This is a genomic window from Pseudonocardia sp. MH-G8 (genome assembly GCF_002262885.1).
Classification (GTDB): Bacteria; Actinomycetota; Actinomycetes; order Mycobacteriales; family Pseudonocardiaceae; genus Pseudonocardia.
On the sequence record NZ_NKYF01000002.1, the window covers coordinates 329,788 to 345,124 of the forward strand.

14 protein-coding genes are annotated in these 15,337 nt (G+C 74.3%); 7 read left to right on the top strand and 7 right to left on the bottom strand.

Translation table 11 applies throughout. The features are described 5' to 3' along the window. Positions 1-4: 4 nt before the first annotated feature. Positions 5-397 carry a helix-turn-helix domain-containing protein gene (locus CFP66_RS08570; protein WP_094922379.1) on the bottom strand — a complete coding sequence of 131 codons (393 nt, stop codon included), beginning with the start codon at positions 395-397 and terminating at the stop codon, positions 5-7. Positions 398-471: 74 nt separating this feature from the next. On the opposite strand from CFP66_RS08570, the gene CFP66_RS08575 reads away from it, so the two are divergent. After that, positions 472-1,287 (top strand): SDR family oxidoreductase, encoded by an 816-nt coding sequence (locus tag CFP66_RS08575; protein ID WP_094921998.1) that lies wholly within the window; start codon positions 472-474, stop codon positions 1,285-1,287. A 568-nt stretch (positions 1,288-1,855) separates the two neighbouring features. Here CFP66_RS08575 and CFP66_RS08580 read toward each other — a convergent pair. After that, positions 1,856-3,454, bottom strand: a complete 1,599-nt coding sequence (locus CFP66_RS08580) for an acyl-CoA synthetase (protein WP_094922000.1) — start codon at positions 3,452-3,454, stop codon at positions 1,856-1,858. Between the two features lie 815 nt (positions 3,455-4,269). Between CFP66_RS08580 and CFP66_RS08590 the strand changes: the two genes are divergently transcribed. Next, the gene (locus CFP66_RS08590) at positions 4,270-5,553 is read left to right on the top strand and encodes an amidase (RefSeq protein WP_094922003.1); all 1,284 of its coding nucleotides are present in this window, start codon (positions 4,270-4,272) and stop codon (positions 5,551-5,553) included. Here CFP66_RS08590 and CFP66_RS08595 read toward each other — a convergent pair. Then, positions 5,535-6,413: an MOSC domain-containing protein gene (locus CFP66_RS08595; protein ID WP_094922005.1), complete on the bottom strand. Its 879-nt coding sequence runs from the start codon at positions 6,411-6,413 to the stop codon at positions 5,535-5,537. The genes CFP66_RS08590 and CFP66_RS08595 overlap by 19 nt on opposite strands. Before the next feature lie 106 nt (positions 6,414-6,519). Here CFP66_RS08595 and CFP66_RS08600 point away from each other — a divergent pair, with 106 nt between their 5' ends. Next, entirely contained in the window at positions 6,520-6,774 is a 255-nt protein-coding gene (locus tag CFP66_RS08600; RefSeq protein ID WP_198961321.1) for a helix-turn-helix domain-containing protein, read from the top strand. A 9-nt stretch (positions 6,775-6,783) separates the two neighbouring features. Here CFP66_RS08600 and CFP66_RS08605 read toward each other — a convergent pair whose 3' ends face one another. Next, complete coding sequence (locus CFP66_RS08605; RefSeq protein ID WP_094922006.1) at positions 6,784-7,413, bottom strand: hypothetical protein; 630 nt, start codon at positions 7,411-7,413, stop codon at positions 6,784-6,786. Positions 7,414-7,509: 96 nt separating this feature from the next. Between CFP66_RS08605 and CFP66_RS08610 the strand changes: the two genes are divergently transcribed. Then, a complete protein-coding gene (locus CFP66_RS08610; protein ID WP_094922382.1) occupies positions 7,510-8,487 on the top strand; it encodes a zinc-binding dehydrogenase in 978 nt (325 codons plus the stop codon). 33 nt (positions 8,488-8,520) lie between these two features. Here the strand turns inward: CFP66_RS08610 and CFP66_RS08615 are convergent, their stop codons facing one another. Beyond that, entirely contained in the window at positions 8,521-9,684 is a 1,164-nt protein-coding gene (locus tag CFP66_RS08615) for a pyridoxal phosphate-dependent aminotransferase (RefSeq protein ID WP_094922008.1), read from the bottom strand. Positions 9,685-9,810: 126 nt separating this feature from the next. Between CFP66_RS08615 and CFP66_RS08620 the strand changes: the two genes are divergently transcribed. Beyond that, positions 9,811-10,233, top strand: a complete 423-nt coding sequence (locus CFP66_RS08620) for a pyridoxamine 5'-phosphate oxidase family protein (protein ID WP_094922009.1) — start codon at positions 9,811-9,813, stop codon at positions 10,231-10,233. Between the two features lies 1 nt (position 10,234). Here the strand turns inward: CFP66_RS08620 and CFP66_RS08625 are convergent, their stop codons facing one another. Then, positions 10,235-11,227: an alanine racemase gene (locus tag CFP66_RS08625; protein WP_094922011.1), complete on the bottom strand. Its 993-nt coding sequence runs from the start codon at positions 11,225-11,227 to the stop codon at positions 10,235-10,237. 92 nt (positions 11,228-11,319) lie between these two features. On the opposite strand from CFP66_RS08625, the gene CFP66_RS08630 reads away from it, so the two are divergent. Next, positions 11,320-12,591 (top strand): multidrug effflux MFS transporter, encoded by a 1,272-nt coding sequence (locus tag CFP66_RS08630; protein WP_255413832.1) that lies wholly within the window; start codon positions 11,320-11,322, stop codon positions 12,589-12,591. Between the two features lie 13 nt (positions 12,592-12,604). Here the strand turns inward: CFP66_RS08630 and CFP66_RS47850 are convergent, their stop codons facing one another. Then, positions 12,605-13,228 carry a YitT family protein gene (locus CFP66_RS47850; protein ID WP_158228047.1) on the bottom strand — a complete coding sequence of 208 codons (624 nt, stop codon included), beginning with the start codon at positions 13,226-13,228 and terminating at the stop codon, positions 12,605-12,607. Positions 13,229-13,356: 128 nt separating this feature from the next. Here CFP66_RS47850 and CFP66_RS08640 point away from each other — a divergent pair, with 128 nt between their 5' ends. Then, positions 13,357-15,300: a TPM domain-containing protein gene (locus CFP66_RS08640; RefSeq protein WP_094922013.1), complete on the top strand. Its 1,944-nt coding sequence runs from the start codon at positions 13,357-13,359 to the stop codon at positions 15,298-15,300. Positions 15,301-15,337: the final 37 nt, after the last annotated feature.

The following is a 15,337-nucleotide window of genomic DNA, read 5'->3' on the forward strand; positions in this document are numbered from 1 at the left end:
CCGTTCAGGTCCCGGCCCGCACCGCCGCGCGCTCGGCGCGCGCGGCCTGCACGTCGGGCAGGCGGGTGTCGATCCAGTCGAGCAGCCCGGTGAGGTGTCCGGTGAGCTCCTGCCCGAGCACGGTGAGGCTGTAGGTCACCTGCGGGGGTGTGGTGGGGGCGACCTCGCGGTGCACGAAGCCGTCGGCCTCGAGCGTGCGCAGGGTCTGCGCGAGCATCTTCTCGCTCACCCCGCCGACGGCGCGGCGCAGCGCGCTGAACCGCAGCGGGGAGCGGCGCAGCGCCACCAGCACGAGCACCGCCCACTTGCCCATGACGTGGTCGAGCACCGTGCGGGCCGGGCAGGCGCTGTCGAACACGTCACCCCGGCCGCCCCCGACGGCCCCCAGTAGCTGCATGCTCACGTCCACCTCCGGCACTTACGGCGAGGTACGTACTTACCAGAAGAGAGTACCGCGGCTACCGTGGAACGATGATCATCGTCACCGGGGTCACCGGGAAGCTCGGCCGGGTGGCCGTCGAAGACCTGCTGGAACACGTTCCTGCCGATCAGGTCGCCGCCGTGGCGCGGGACCCGCGCAAGGCCGCCGACCTCACCGGGCGCGGGGTCGACGTCCGCGCGGGCGACTACGAGGACCCGGAGTCGCTGCGAGCCGCGTTCGCCGGCGCCGACGTCGTGCTGCTCGTCTCCTCGCCCGACACCACTCCCGGCACCCGGCCCCGCCAGCACGGCAACGCGATCGACGCCGCGCGCGCGGTCGGCGTCGGCCGGATCGTCTACACGAGCGCCGTCGGCGCCGACGACGGACCGGGTTTCCTGGCCGACCACACGGTCACCGAGGGCCTGCTGCGTGACTCCGGCGTGCCGCACACGATCCTGCGCAACACCTTCTACACCGAGGCCCTCGTCAACCCGGGGTTGCACGCGGCCGTCGAGGCCGGCGAGCTGCGCGGCGCCGACGGCGGCGTGCCCGTCAACTTCGCGACGATCGACGACCTCGGTCGCGCCGCGGCCGCCGCGCTCGTCGGCGACGGGCACGTGGGGCAGGTCTACGAGCTGCGCGGGCCGCTGTGGACCGTCGCCGACCTCGCACAGACGCTCACCGAGGTCTCCGGCCGCCCGGTCGTCTACCGCGCGGTGCCCGCCGCGGACGTCGGCCCGATCGCGTTCGTCCACGACCTCATCGCGTCCGGGCTGTTCAGCCAGCCCTCCGGCGACCTGGAGAAGCTGCTCGGGCGTCCGCCGGTGGGCCTGCGGGCCGCAGTGGAGGCAGTGCTGCGGTCGTGAGGGCCCGGCCCGCCGGCGGCCCGGGACGATTCGCCTCGTGATCGCTCCGAGCCGCACATCCCCGCGGTCCCCACCACCACGGCGTTCGACTCGCAGCGATCAAGACGGCTGATCAACCCCACCCGCACACCCCCGCGATCCCCACCACCATGACGTCCGGCTCGCAGCGATCGACAACGGCTGATCAACCCGAGCCGCACACCCCCGCGATCCCCACCACCACGGCGTTCGACTCGTCGCAATCAGGACGGTTGATCAGCCCGAGCCGCGCGCCGGCATCTGCCCGAGCCGCGCGCCGGCGCGGTCGTCAACACCCGGCCGTGCTTCTCGGACCGATCACGGCGGGTCCCGCTGCCCTCAGCGGCGGATTGCCCGACACACGGGGGCGACTGCGGGACCTGCACTCCCGAGGGGTGCTGCACGCCGCGGGTCCTGGGACGACGACTCCGACGTGCTGCTGATCCTCGGCTCGGACGCCGCGGGCACCGAGGCGGCCATCGCCGCCGACCCGTACTTCGCGACGCCCGGCGCGCAGCTCGTCACGGACCGGGCCGACAGCCGGCCGACCTCAGGCCTCGCCTGCCGCCAGCTGCGCGTGCTGCGCCCGCAGGTCGCGCTTGAGGATCTTGCCGCTCGGGTTCTTCGGCAGCGCGTCGGCGAACACGACGTACTTGGGGCACTTGTAGCCCGCGAGCTGCCCGCGGGCGTGCGTCTGGACGGCCTCGGCGGTGAGCTGCGCGTCCGGCTTCGCCACGACCACCGCGGTGACCGCCTCGATCCAGTGCGGGTGGCTGATCCCGAACACGGCCACCTCGGCCACCCCGTCGAGGAGGTAGATCGCCTCCTCGACCTCGCGGCTGGCCACGTTCTCCCCACCGGTCTTGATCATGTCTTTCTTGCGGTCGACCACCGACAGGTAGCCGTCGGCGTCCATGATCCCGAGGTCGCCGGAGTGGAACCAGCCGCCGCGGAACGCCTCGGCCGTCTTCTCCTCGTCCGCGTAGTAGCCCAGCGCGGCGTGCGGGCTGCGGTGCACGATCTCGCCGATCTCACCCGGCGGCACCGACTCGCCGGCGTCGTCGACCAGCATCGTCTCGACGTTGATCGCCGCCCGGCCCGCCGACCCCGCCTTCGGCAGCTGCTCGTCCGGGCGCAGGATCGTGGCGAGCGGGGCCATCTCCGTCTGGCCGTAGAAGTTCCAGAACCGGACGTCGGGCAGCCGCCGCTGCAGCTCCTTGAGCACCTCAACCGGCATGGCCGACGCCCCGTAGTAGCCCTTGCGCAGGCTGGACAGGTCCCGGGTGTCGAAGTCGGGGTGGCGCAGCAGGGAGATCCAGACCGTTGGCGGGCAGAACAGCTTCGTGGCGCCCTCGGCCTCGATCGTCGCGAGCAGCGCCGCCGGGTCCGGGCCGGGCAGCACGATGCTGGTGGCGCCGAGGTAGACGTCGACGGAGAAGAAGCAGTCCAGCTGCGCGCAGTGGTACATCGGCAGCGAGTGCACCTCGACGTCGTCGGCCTCCATTCCGCCGTCGATCACGCACGACACGTACTGGCCGATCAGCGAGCGGCTCGTCAGCAGCACGCCCTTGGGCCGGGACTCGGTGCCGGAGGTGTACATGAGCCGCAACGGGTCGTCGTCGGCCACGACCACCTCGGGGTCGTGGTCGGGGCCGGCCGTCCACCAGTCCGCGACGTCCTCCCAGCCCTCGGCCGCCCCGCCGATGCGCCCGCGCACACCCGCGGTGACGCCCGCGATCGTCAGCGCCTCCTCGGCGGTGTCGACGAGCGCGGCCTGCGCGACCATCCCGGTGGCGCCCGAGTGCTGGAGGATGTAGCCGATCTCGGCGGCTCCGAGCATGAAGTTCACCGGCACCAGCACGACACCGAGCTTCGCGGTCGCGAACGCCACCACCGCGAACTCCCAGCAGTTGCGCGACAGCAGCGCGAGCCGGTCGCCCTTCTGGACGCCGCGGGCGCCGAGCGCGTTCGCGGCCCGGTTCACCGCCGCGTCGAACTCGGCGTAGGTGGCCCGGCGCTCGCCCGTCACCACCGCGAGCTTGTCCGGGTAACGCAGGGCGGTGCGCCGCAGCAGATCCCCCACGCCGTGCTGGCGGGCGCGGGCGATCGCGGCGGCGGTGTCGACGGTGAACGGCGCGGCGTCGGGCATGCCCGGATGATGCCGGACCCCGGGCCCGCAGCGCACCTGTCCGAACGCGCTGGTGCGCGACTCGGATCGATCACCACACCCGAGACCGTTCCGAGCAGCACAAGACGGGCCCCAAGACCGCGCTGCTGCACGACTCAGACCGATCAACCGCCCGTGATCCTTCCGAGAAGCACACCACGACCCGTCGACCGCCCTGACGTGCGCCTCGTACCGATCACCCACCTGATCCGTCCGACCCGCACACCACCGACCAGCGACGACGCTCACGCGCGACTCGGACCGATCAAGGGCCGTGATCCTTCCGAGAAGCACACCACCAACTCGGCGACCGCGCCCAGGTACGACTCGGGCCGATCGACCGCCTGTGCCTCCTCCGATCCGCATACCAGCGACCTGGTGACCCTGATCGATGCGGGACGCACCTCAGCGCTGACGTGACCGCGATCGTGTGCGCCTGGGAGCGATCACCTGGAGGGCCGAACGACTCCCCCGCCCGCGACAGATGCGTCCCGCACCCAACTCGCGGGTGGGGGAACGCGACTCGCGGGACGGCGAGCGCGACTCGCGGGGCGGCAGGCGCGACTCGCGGGGCGGGGAACGCGACTCGCGGGACGGGAGGCCCGACTCGCGGGACGGCGAGCGCGACTCGCGGGACGGGAGGCCCGACTCGCGGGGGGCGACTCGCGGGGGGCCGCTGCCGTACGGCTCGGACCGATCATGAGTCGTGTTCCTGCTCCCGTCGCGCCGCACGGGCACGGCCTGCGGGTCGGAACGATCAGCTGCTCCGGCCTGGCCGCGACGCCTACGGTGAGCGGGTGCCCACCGCCGCTGAGCTCGCCGCCGTCGTCGACCGCATCGCGCACGCCGATCGGGAGCTGCGCTCCTTCGTCGACGAACCCGGCCGTGCCGGGCGGGTCCGCGCCGCCCACGAGGCGCTCGCCGCCCGCTGGCCGGACCCGGCGCACCGGCCCCCGCTCCACGGCGTGCCGCTCGGGGTGAAGGACGTGTTCCGGGCCGACGGGCTGCCCACGTTGGCGGGGTCCGCGCTGCCCGCGGACGTGTTCGCAGGACCGGAGGCCACCGCGGTGGCGCGGCTGCGCGCGGTCGGTGCCGTGGTCGCCGGGAAGACGGTCACCGCCGAGTTCGCCTACTTCGCCCCCGGCCCGACGCGCAACCCGCACCACCCGGAGCACACCCCGGGCGGGTCGAGCAGCGGGTCGGCGGCCGCGGTGGCGGCCGGCCTGGTCCCGCTGGCGCTCGGCACGCAGACCGTCGGGTCGGTGGTGCGTCCCGCGGCCTATTGCGGGTGCATCGGCTTCAAGCCCACGTACGGCCGGATCCCCTGCGACGGGGTGGTCGCCAACGCGCCGACGTTCGACACGGTCGGCTTCTTCGCCGCCGACCCGGCGCTCGCCACGGCGGCGGCCGCGGCGCTGTGCGACGGGTGGACGCCGCACGCTCCCTCGGGCACGCCGGTTCTCGGCGTGCCGACCGGCCCCTACCTCGACCAGGCCGACCTCGGCGCGTGCGGGGAGTTCGCCGCCCAGATCATCGCGCTGCGCGAGGCGGGCTACGAGGTGCGGGAGGTCGCGGCGCTCGACGACGTCGCGGAGGTCAACCGGCGCCAGAGCGTGGTGAACCTCGTCGAGTTCGCCCGCGGCCACGACGCCTGGTTCGACCGGTACGCCGATCGCTACCGGCCGCAGTCCGCGGCCGCGATCCGCGAGGGCGCCACGATCGACGCCCCGACCTACGAGGCGGCGCTCGACGGCGTCCACGCCTTCCGACAGGCGATGCCGGCGCGGATGGCCGACGCCGGGATCGACGTCTGGATCTGCCCGTCGGCCACCGGTCCGGCCCCGCGCGGGCTGGACGCCACCGGCAACCCGGCGATGAGCGTGCCGTGGACCCAGGCCGGGCTCCCGGCCATGTCCCTGCCGGCCGGGGTGGTCGCGCGCGAGCCGGGCGGCCCGGCCCTGCCGATCGGGCTCCAGTGCGTCGCCCGCCCCGGTGCCGACGAACAGTTGCTCGCCTGGGCCCCGGGGTTCGTGGACGCGCTCCGCGCGCGCCCTGCCGTCAGTCAGGACCGCAGTTCATAGGGGTCGCCGACCGCCAGCTCGCCTGGCGTGGTCACGTCCGCGTAGGCGCCGGCGCAGGCCCACGTGCCCAACTCCGGGATCTCGACGCGGTTGTGCTTGGCGATCGTGCGCAGCGTCGCCGGGTCGCGCGGGAGCCCGCTGCCCTGGGCGAGGGTGGTCATGACGCAGCGCATCGTCGGTATCGAGACGGTGACGGACGCGCCGCCGCCGAACGCGAGCGCGCGTCCGGGCCAGCCGTTCTCCACGAAGCCGGTCTCGTCGGTGTCGAGCACGACGTTTGGCCGGTAGCGCCGCTCGTCGAAGTCGGCGCCGGGCCCGAGCTCGCGCAACCGGTCCAGCGTGGCCGCGGTGAGCAGGTGCAGCGCGGCGAGGTCGACGAACGAGGGCTGCGGCGCCATGGCCGCGAGGTCGAACCGGCTGACCACCTCGCCGGTTTCCTCCTCGCGAACGCGGGTGGCGGCGATGACCGCATCGGGGGCGAGGCCCTCGATCTCGGGCCACACCTCCTCGAAGGCGGCGCCGTCGGGCGGGGTGGTGGCCAGGTGCACCCGGCGGCCGACGGCGGCGCTGAGCGCGTCGTCGATGTCGTCCTCGCCGCTGTGGTGCACCGATCCGTCGGGGAAGGTGATCTCGACGTCCGGCGGGATGCCGGGTTCCGGCTCGCCGAGGCAGCGGGCCGAGAAGTCGAGGAGTCCGGCCCACAGGCGCGGCACCTTCGCGCTGGCGACCGTGCCGGTCTCGACGTCGACCAGCGCGTAGGTGCGATCGCCGACGAGACCTCGTGCGTCGATCCGGCACCTCTCGAGCGGCTCGCCGAGCATCGACTTGACCGGGTAGCGGTAGAGCGCGGTGACGGGCATCACCCGGTTCTAGCAGGCGGCGGCGCGCCGCACACCTGGCCGGTCGGAGGGGCGACCCGCCGTGGGCGACCCGCGGCCCGGCCACACCGGTATTACTATCGGACGCATGGTGCGCGTCCCCCTCACCCCGGCCGACCGCGAGCGCGGCGAGCGGCTCGGCGTGCTGCTGCGCGAGGCCCGGGGCGAGCGCAGCCTCGCCGACGTGGCCACGGCCGCCGGCATCTCGGCGGAGACCCTGCGCAAGATCGAGACCGGCCGCATCCCCACACCCGCGTTCTTCACGGTGTCCGCGCTCGCCGCGACCCTCGACCTGTCCCTCGACACCCTCGCGGGCGCGATCTGCCGCAGCGCGGTGCCCTGACGATCCCGATCAGCCTTCCCGCGCCTGGAAGGTGAAGAGCCGCCCGCCAGGTGTCGGCATCGGGGCGGACCGCGCCCGCAGCACACCGGCGCCGACGGACCAACCCGACCCGGGCGCGGTGGCGAACGCGACCTCCTCCACCCCGGCCTCGGAGAGCCACGAGCGGATCCGGACGGTGAGGTCGGGCGCGCGGCGGTGGCGGGTCCAGATGACCGTGCCCCCGGTCGCGAGCAGAGCCGGAACCGCCGCCACCGTCCGTGCGACGTCCGCGTCACCGACGTTGCCGAAGATCCCGCAGAGGAGCAGCAGATCAGCCGGGACCGCCCCCGCGCACGCCGCCGTGCTGCCCGCGTCGGCCGTCAGAACCTCGATCGAGGGCGGCGCTGCCGCGCGCGCCGCGCCGGACAGCACCGGGTCGAGCTCGACGAGGCGTCCCGTGACATCGCGCCCCCGGGGGTGCCCGGCGAGCACCGGGAGCACGTCGCGCCCGTCGCCCGCGCACAACGACAGCAACCTCGGCGAGCCGGGTGCAGCCCGCTGGAGAGCCAGTGCGATCTGCTCCTGCACCGCGACCAGCCGCTGCGAGAGCTCGCTCCCGGGGTCCTCGTACTGCAGGTGCCAGCTCGCCCAGTCCGTCATGCAGCCCAGCATCCCGTCGCGCCACCCGTCGCCGCACTATTGCCCTGAAGTCAGCTTCATGTTCAAGACTGGGGCGACGGACGAGGGGATGACGTGATGCAACAGATCGTGGTGGAGCGGTTCGGCGGGCCCGAGGTCCTGGTGGCCCGGGACGCGCCGGACCCGGTGGCCGCATCGGGCGAGGTGGTCGTCGCCGTGCGGGCGGCCGACACCCTGTGGATCGAGACGGTGATCCGGAGCGGCGACGGGAGGCCGCACTGGCCCCAGACGCCGCCCTACGTTCCGGGCAACGCGGTGGCCGGGCACGTGCTGGCGGTGGGGAGCGGGGTCGATCCGGGCCTGCTCGGCCGGGCGGTGGTGGCGCGGACCGGCGGCACCGGCGGGTACGCCGAGCAGGTGGCGGTGCGGGCGTCGGAGGTGACCCCGGTGCCGGACGGTGTTGACCTGCAGGTTGCGGCCGCGCTGCTGCACGACGGCGTCACCGCGCTGGCCCTGCTCGAGATCACCCGGATCGGCGGGGAGGACAGGGTGCTGGTGGTCGGGGCGAGCGGAGGGCTGGGCATCGTCGCCGTGCAGCTGGCGAAGGCACGCGGCGCGACGGTCGTGGCCACCGCCCGCGACGAGCGCAAGATCGCCCGCGTGCGCGAGCTGGGCGTCGATGCGGTCATCGACTCCGAGGCCCCGGACTGGGTCGATCGGGCCCGCCGGGCACTCGGCGGCACGGGCGCCACGGTGGTGCTGGACAACATCGGCGGCACCGTCGGCGAAGCGGCGTTCACCCTGGTGGAACCGGGTGGCCGCTTCTCCGCACACGGCACGCCGAGCGGGCGGTTCACCGAGATCGACCCGGCCGAGGCGCAGCGCCGGGGCGTCCGGCTCACCGGGATCGCCGACGTGCAGCTCTCCCCCGACGACGTTCGCCGGCTCACGGCCGGAGCGCTGGCCGAGGCGGCCGCCGGCGGGGTGGCTCCGGTGATCGGTCAGACGCACCCGCTGACGAAGGCCGCCGACGCGCACGCGGGCATCGAGGCGCGGACGGTGTTCGGCAAGACCTTGCTCACCGTCGCGCCCTGACGCGGACGGTCGCGCGCGGGGAGCGGGCCCGGCTCAGCCGGCCGCGCGCTGCAACGTGACGAGCCGGGACACCGCCTCGGCGAGCACCTCGTCGCGCTTGCAGAAGGCGAAGCGGACCAGCGAGCGGCCCAGCTCGGGGTCGGCGCAGAACACCGACACCGGCACCGCGGCCACGCCGGCGCGCTCGGGCAGGCTCCAGCAGAACTCGGCGCCGTCGGTGAACCCCAGCGGGGTGACGTCGGTGACCACGAAGTAGGTGCCTGCCGTGTCGAACACGGTGAAGCCGGCCTCGCGCAACCCGCCGGAGAGCAGGTCGCGCTTGCGCTGCAGGTCGCCCGCCAGCTCCGCGTAGAACGAGTCGGGCAGGCCGAGTGCCGCGGCGAGCGCGGGCTGGAACGGCGCGCCACTGACGTAGGTGAGGAACTGCTTCACCGCGCGGACGGCCGACACCAGCTCGGCGGGCCCGTGCACCCAACCGACCTTCCAGCCGGTGACCGAGAACGTCTTGCCGACCGAGGAGATCGTGAGCGTGCGCTCGGCCATCCCGGGCAGGCTCGCCATCGGGATGTGCGGACGGCCGTCGTAGAGCATGTGCTCGTACACCTCGTCGGTGACGATCACCGCGCCGTGCTCGGCCGCGAGCTCGCCGATCAACGTGAGCTGCGCGCGGTCGAGCACGGTGCCGGTGGGGTTGTGCGGGGTGTTGACCAGCACCACTCGTGTGCGGGCGGAGAACGCGGCCCGCAGCTCGTCGGGGTCGAAGGCGAACGAGAGACCGCTCGGCCGCAGCGGGACCGGGCGGATCTGCGCTCCGGCCAGCGCGATCGTGGCGGCGTAGGAGTCGTAGTAGGGCTGGAACGTGACGACCTCGTCGCCCGGCTCGCACAAAGCGAGCATGGCGGAGGCGATGGCCTCGGTGGCCCCGGTGGTGACGAGCACCGTGTCCGGGTCGACGTCGAGGCCGTAGAAGCGCCGCTGGTGCTCGGCCACCGCCGAGCGCAGCTCGGGGATGCCGATGCCGGGCGGGTACTGGTTGATCCCACCCTGGATGTTGGCGGCGGCGTCGCTGAGCAGCGACGCCGGGCCGTCGGTGTCGGGGAAGCCCTGGCCGAGGTTGATCGCGCCGGTGCGCAGGGCGAGCGCCGACATCTCGGCGAAGATCGTCGACGAGTGGGCGCGCATGCGTTCGACCAGCATGGGGTGCACGGTACGGCGCCGGGATCGCCCACCGGGCAGGGGTCAACGCACCAGCCGTACCGACAAGATCGCACTCGACCGCGCGCAAACCCGAAACTGTCGGGAGGCCCGCCTACCGTGCGAGCCATGCCACTCTCGAAACACGATCGCGAGCAGTTCCTCGCCGAGCCCCACGTCGCGGCGCTGTCCGTGGCCGCCGGGCCGGAACGCGGGCCGCTGACCGTGCCGATCTGGTACCAGTACTCGCCCGGCGGCGAGCTCTGGTTCCACACCCCGGTCGGCTCGCGCAAGGCCCGCCTCATCGACGCCGCGGGCCGCGTGTCGCTGATGGTCGACGTAGCGGACGAGCGGATCTGCTACGTCTCGGTGGAGGGCCCGGTCGTGCGCACCGAGCCGGGCACCGACGAGGTCGTACGGGAGATGAGTGCCCGGTACCTGCCCGCGGAGCGGGTGGCGTCGTACGTCGAGTTCGCGCTGGCCGAACACGGCGAGCAGGTCGTCTACGTCGTGCGCCCCGAGCGCTGGCTCTCGGCCGATCTGACGTCGTAGCTCACCAGCCGCGCATGTCCACCGGCCACGTCTCCAGCACGGTGTCGCCGTCCACGAGGTGCATCCGCTCGTGCAGCGCCACCGTGGGGTCGACGTGCGCGGGCAGCACGCGCACCCGCTCGCCGACCCGCACCGGCTCGTCCCGCACGAAGGTCGTGTGCTCGTCGGCGCAGCGGCGCACCTGCGCGCCGTCGATGCTGGGCAGCCCGTGGTCCATGCCGAGCGCCTTGAGGCCCACGTCCGCCACGGCGTGCCCGGCCGACACCGACACCACCGTGCCGAGCACCGACAGCGCCTGCCCGAAGGGGTGCCCCACCGCGTCGTAGGCCGTGTCCATGAGCGCGTACGAGCCGGCCTGGATCTCCGTGGCCCAGATGTTGTCGCGGTAGGTGCCGGTACCGCCTGCGCTGACGACCTCGCCTCCCACGTCGGCCGCCGCGGCCTGCAGCAGCGCCATCGCCTCGCCGGTGCGTCGCTTGCGCTCCTCCGGGTCGCTCACGAGCTGCAGGTGGCCCTCGTACCCCATCACGCCGCGCACCTCGAGGCCCGCGCTCCGGGCCGCGGCGGCCAGCTCGCCGGCGCGCTCGGGCGGGCAGCCGCAGCGGTTCAGCCCGACGTTGACGTCCACGAGCACCTCGCGCACGCCACCGCCGGCTGCGGCCGCCACGGTCTCGGGCGAGTCGACGGCCGTCGTCACCCGGGCGCCGTCCGCCACGAGCGAGCCCAGGCGGCGGGCGTCGAGCACCTCATTGGCGAGCAGCAGGTCCGCGCCCAGCCCGGCGGCCGCCATCACCTCGCACTCGCGCACGGTGGCGCAGGTGAAGCCGGAGTGGCCCGAGGCCTGCTGGCGTCTCGCGAGCGCCGTGGTCTTGTGCGCCTTCACGTGCGGGCGCAGCCGCGGGCCCGGCAGCGCGGCGCTCATCGTGGCGAGGTTCGCGTCCAGGAGGTCCCGCTCCACGAGCAGGGCAGGGGTGGTCAGCTCGGAGATCCGCACGCGCGGCCACGCTACCGCCCCCCACACGTGTCCTGCCCCACAGATCCTCGAGCTGGGGAATCCGTGCACCCGCGTGTTGCCTTGAGCGACCAGTGACGCTGACTCCCGATCGTGTCCCACAGGCCGTACCGGACACCCGGGGGGATCGCCTCCGGCTGGTCCTGGTGCTGGGCTCGCTCATCGCGCTGGGACCACTGACCATCGACCTCTACCTCCCCGCACTCCCGACGATCACCAGTGAGCTGCTGACGACGTCGGCGACGGTGCAGCTGACCCTGACCGGCACCCTCGCAGGGCTCGCGCTCGGCCAGCTGCTGATCGGCCCGCTCTCCGACCGCCTGGGACGCAAGCGGCCGCTGCTCGCGGGTGCGGCCGTGCACGTGTTCGCCTCCCTGCTGAGCATCGTCGCGCCCAACGTGGCCGTGCTCGGCGGCCTCCGCGTGCTGCAGGGCCTCGGCGCCGCAGCAGGCGCGGTGATCGCGATGGCGATCGTGCGCGACCTCTACACCGGACGGGCCGCGGCCACCCTCCTCTCGCGCCTGATCCTCGTGATGGGTGCGGCGCCGGTGCTCGCGCCGACGCTCGGCGCCCAGGTGCTGGAGTTCACCTCGTGGCGCGGGCTCTTCGGCGTCCTCGCGCTCTACAGCCTGGTGCTCCTCCCGATCGCCGCCCGGATGCTCCCGGAGACGCTGCCGCCGCAGCGCCGCCGGACCTCCGGCGTACTGGGGACGATGCGCACCTACGGCAGCCTGCTGCGCGACCGCACCTTCCTCGGCCTGATCCTGGTCGCGGGCCTGGCCATGTCCGCGGTCATGAGCTACGTCTCCGGCGCCTCGTTCGTGTTCCAGGAGCAGTTCGGGCTCAACCAGCAGCAGTTCGGCCTCGCGTTCAGCAGCGGGGCGATCTGGATGATCATCGCCAGCCAGCTCAACCCGGTGCTGCTGCGCCGCTTCGAGCCGCGACAGCTCCTGCTCGGCGCGATCATCGCCGGCGCGACGGCCGGCCTGCTGCTGCTCACGCTCGCGAGCTCGGGCACCGGCGGGCTGTTCGGGGTGCTGGTGCCGCTCTGGCTGGTGCTGCTCTCGGTCGGGCTGGCACTGCCGAACGCACCCGCGCTCGCCCTCTCCCGGCACGGCGAGGCCGCGGGTACGGCGGCCGCCCTGCTCGGCGCGGTGCAGTTCGGCGTCGGCGCGGCCGTCTCGCCGCTGGTCGGCGTGCTGGGCAACGACGCCGGTGCGATGGCGACCACGATGGCGGGCGGCCTGGTGCTGTCGCTGCTCGTGCTCGTCCTGGTCGTGCAGCCGTGGCGGCTCGCCGACATCGAGCCGGTGCCCGCCGAGGACGTGGCCGCGGCGGTGGCCTGACCTGCCGAGGGCGTCAGGAGCGCTCGCGCACCGCGACCAGCGGGAGGAACGCCTGCGTGAGCGGTCCGATCGCCGCGGCGTAGAGCACGGTACCCACTCCTGCGGTGCCGCCGAGCAACCAACCCGTGGCGAGCACGACGACCTCGATGGCGGTCCGGACCAGTCGCACCGATCGACCGGTCCGGGCCGCGAACCCGGTCATCAGCCCGTCCCGGGGTCCGGGGCCGAGGCGCGCACCGACGTAGGCCGCGGTCGCGAGGCCGTTCAGCACGACCCCGCCGACGAGCAGCGCGATCCGCGCCGCCGGCGCGTCGGGTGCGGGGAAAACTGCGAGCACGAGGTCGACGACCACCGCGATCACCACGACGTTGGCCACCGTGCCGATGCCGGGACGCTGCCGCAACGGGATCCACAGCAGCAGCACCACGATCCCGGTGATCGCCGTGATCGTGCCGAAGCTGAGCGGCGTCTGGACGACGATGCCCTCGTGCAGCACGTCCCACGGGTTGAGGCCCAGGCCGCTGCGGATCTGCATCGCCATGCTCACCCCGTACAGCGCGAGGCCGGCGAACAGCTGCGTCAGCCGCCTGGCGGGGTCGCGGGTGACGGGGATCGGGCGGAGATCGACGGCGGCCATGCCACCATCCTCGCCCGCCCGCACGCGAGTGCCGATGGCCAATCGGGGAAGCGTGGCCCGGAGGCGGGATGATGGCAGGGATGTAGATCAGGCCCTGCCTCTCGGGCCGCCGATCATCGGAGGTCCTGGTGCGCCGCTTGTCCGTCCTGCTCGGGGTGCTGGCCGCGCTGGTGCTGTCCGCCGGCATCGCGACCGCGGAACCGCCGCCGCGCCTCGCCGAGCGCGTCACCGACCGGGCCGGCGTGCTGGCGCCCGGACAGGCGGCGGAGATCGAGGCGGCGATCCAGCGGCTGCGCGCCGAGGACGGTGTGGACCTGTTCGTGGTCTTCGTCGAGTCGTTCGACGGGGCCGGCGGTCAGGATTGGGCCGACGACGCGGCCACGACGTCTCAGCTCGGCGACGAGGACGTCCTGCTCGCGGTGGCCGTGACCGACCGCGCCTACGGCGTCTCGGTCGCGGAGGGGTTCCCGCTCTCGGAGTCCACTGTCGATGACATCCGCTCCGAGCAGGTGGAACCCCGACTCGGCGCGGACGACTGGGCCGGCGCCGCCGTCGCGATGGCCGACGGGCTGCGCACGGGCGGCGGTGGCGGATTCCCGACCGGGCTGGTGGTGGCCGGTGGCCTGGCGGTGGCCGGGGTGGGCGCCTACGCGCTCCACCGGCGGAAGCAGGCGCGGGGGAAGGCACCGGCGAGCGACGCCCCGGACGAGTTCGGGGACCGGTCGACCGAGGACCTCGCGTACCGCGCCAGCGCCGCGCTGATCGAGGTCGACGACGCCGTGCGCACGTCGGAGCAGGAACTCACCGCCGCCCGCGCCCACTTCGGGGACGAGGCGGTGGCGGGGTTCGCCGCGGCGCTGGAGCAGTCGCGGGCCGACATGCTCCGCGCGTTCACGCTGCGCCAGCGGCTCGACGACAACGGGCGCGACGACGAGCCCGAGGACGAACGGACGCAGCGGGCCCTGCACGGCGAGATCATCGCGATCGCCGCAGCCGCCGACGACCGGCTGGACGCGCACGTCGACGCGTTCGACGCGATGCGCGGCCTGGAGGCACGGGCGCCCGAGTACGTCGCCGAGCTGCAGATCCGGCTCGACGCGGTCGTGGCGCGGCTCCCGCAGGCCGAGACGGCCTGGTCGGCGCTGCAGGCTCGATACGCGGCCACGGCGCTGGAGCCCGTGGACGGCGACATCGCACAGGCGCGGGAACTGCTGACGGCGGCAGCATCCGAGCTCGAGGAGGCCAGGGCAGGGCTCACCGCCCCAGGCTCGGCCGCCCCGGACGACGGGGTCTCGGGCCAGGCGGCCGCCGTCGTCGACGCCCGGGCGGCCGAGGACGCCGTCACGCAGGCCGAGACGCTGCTCGACGGGATCGCCCGCCGGGAGTCCGAGCTGGCTGATGCCACCGCCCGGGTCCCGGCGGCCCGCGCCGAGGCCGAGCAGGACCTCGCGGAGGCCCGCGCGATCGGGGGCGACGCGCTGGCCCCGGTGGTGGCGCGGGCGGGCGCCGCGATCGCCGCCGCCGGCGAGGCCGCAAGCAGCGCGCAACCGGATCCGATCGCCGCGCTGCGGCTGCTCGGCGAAGCCGGCAGTGCCCTCGACGCGGGCATCGCCGAGGCCCGTGCTGCCGCCGACCGGCAACGTCACGCAGCCGCCGCGCTCGAACAGTCCGTGCTCACCGCCCGCTCCACGGTCGCGGCCGCGGAGGACTTCGTCGCCACGCGCCGTGGCGCCGTCGGCCCGCACGCCCGCACCCGGCTGGCCGAGGCCCGCCGCCACCTCCAGCAGGCCGGCGGCCCGGACCCGGTGGCCGCGCTGCGGGAGGCGCAGCAGGCCGACGCGCTCGCCCAGGAGGCCTTGCGGCTGGCGCGCGCGGACGTGACGCAGTGGTCGCGTCCCGCGTCGAGCACCGGCGTGGACCTGGGCAGCCTGATCCTCGGCGGGATCCTCTCCGGCGCAGCGGGCGGGTACCGCAGCAGCGGACGGCGGCAGGGCGGCGGCTTCCACCGCTCGCCCGGCAGCTTCGGCGGCTCCTCCCGGCGCGGGCGCCGGGGCGGCGGCGGCCGCTTCTGATCGGCTGACCCGCGGCAGCGGGCGTCGGTGGCAGCGG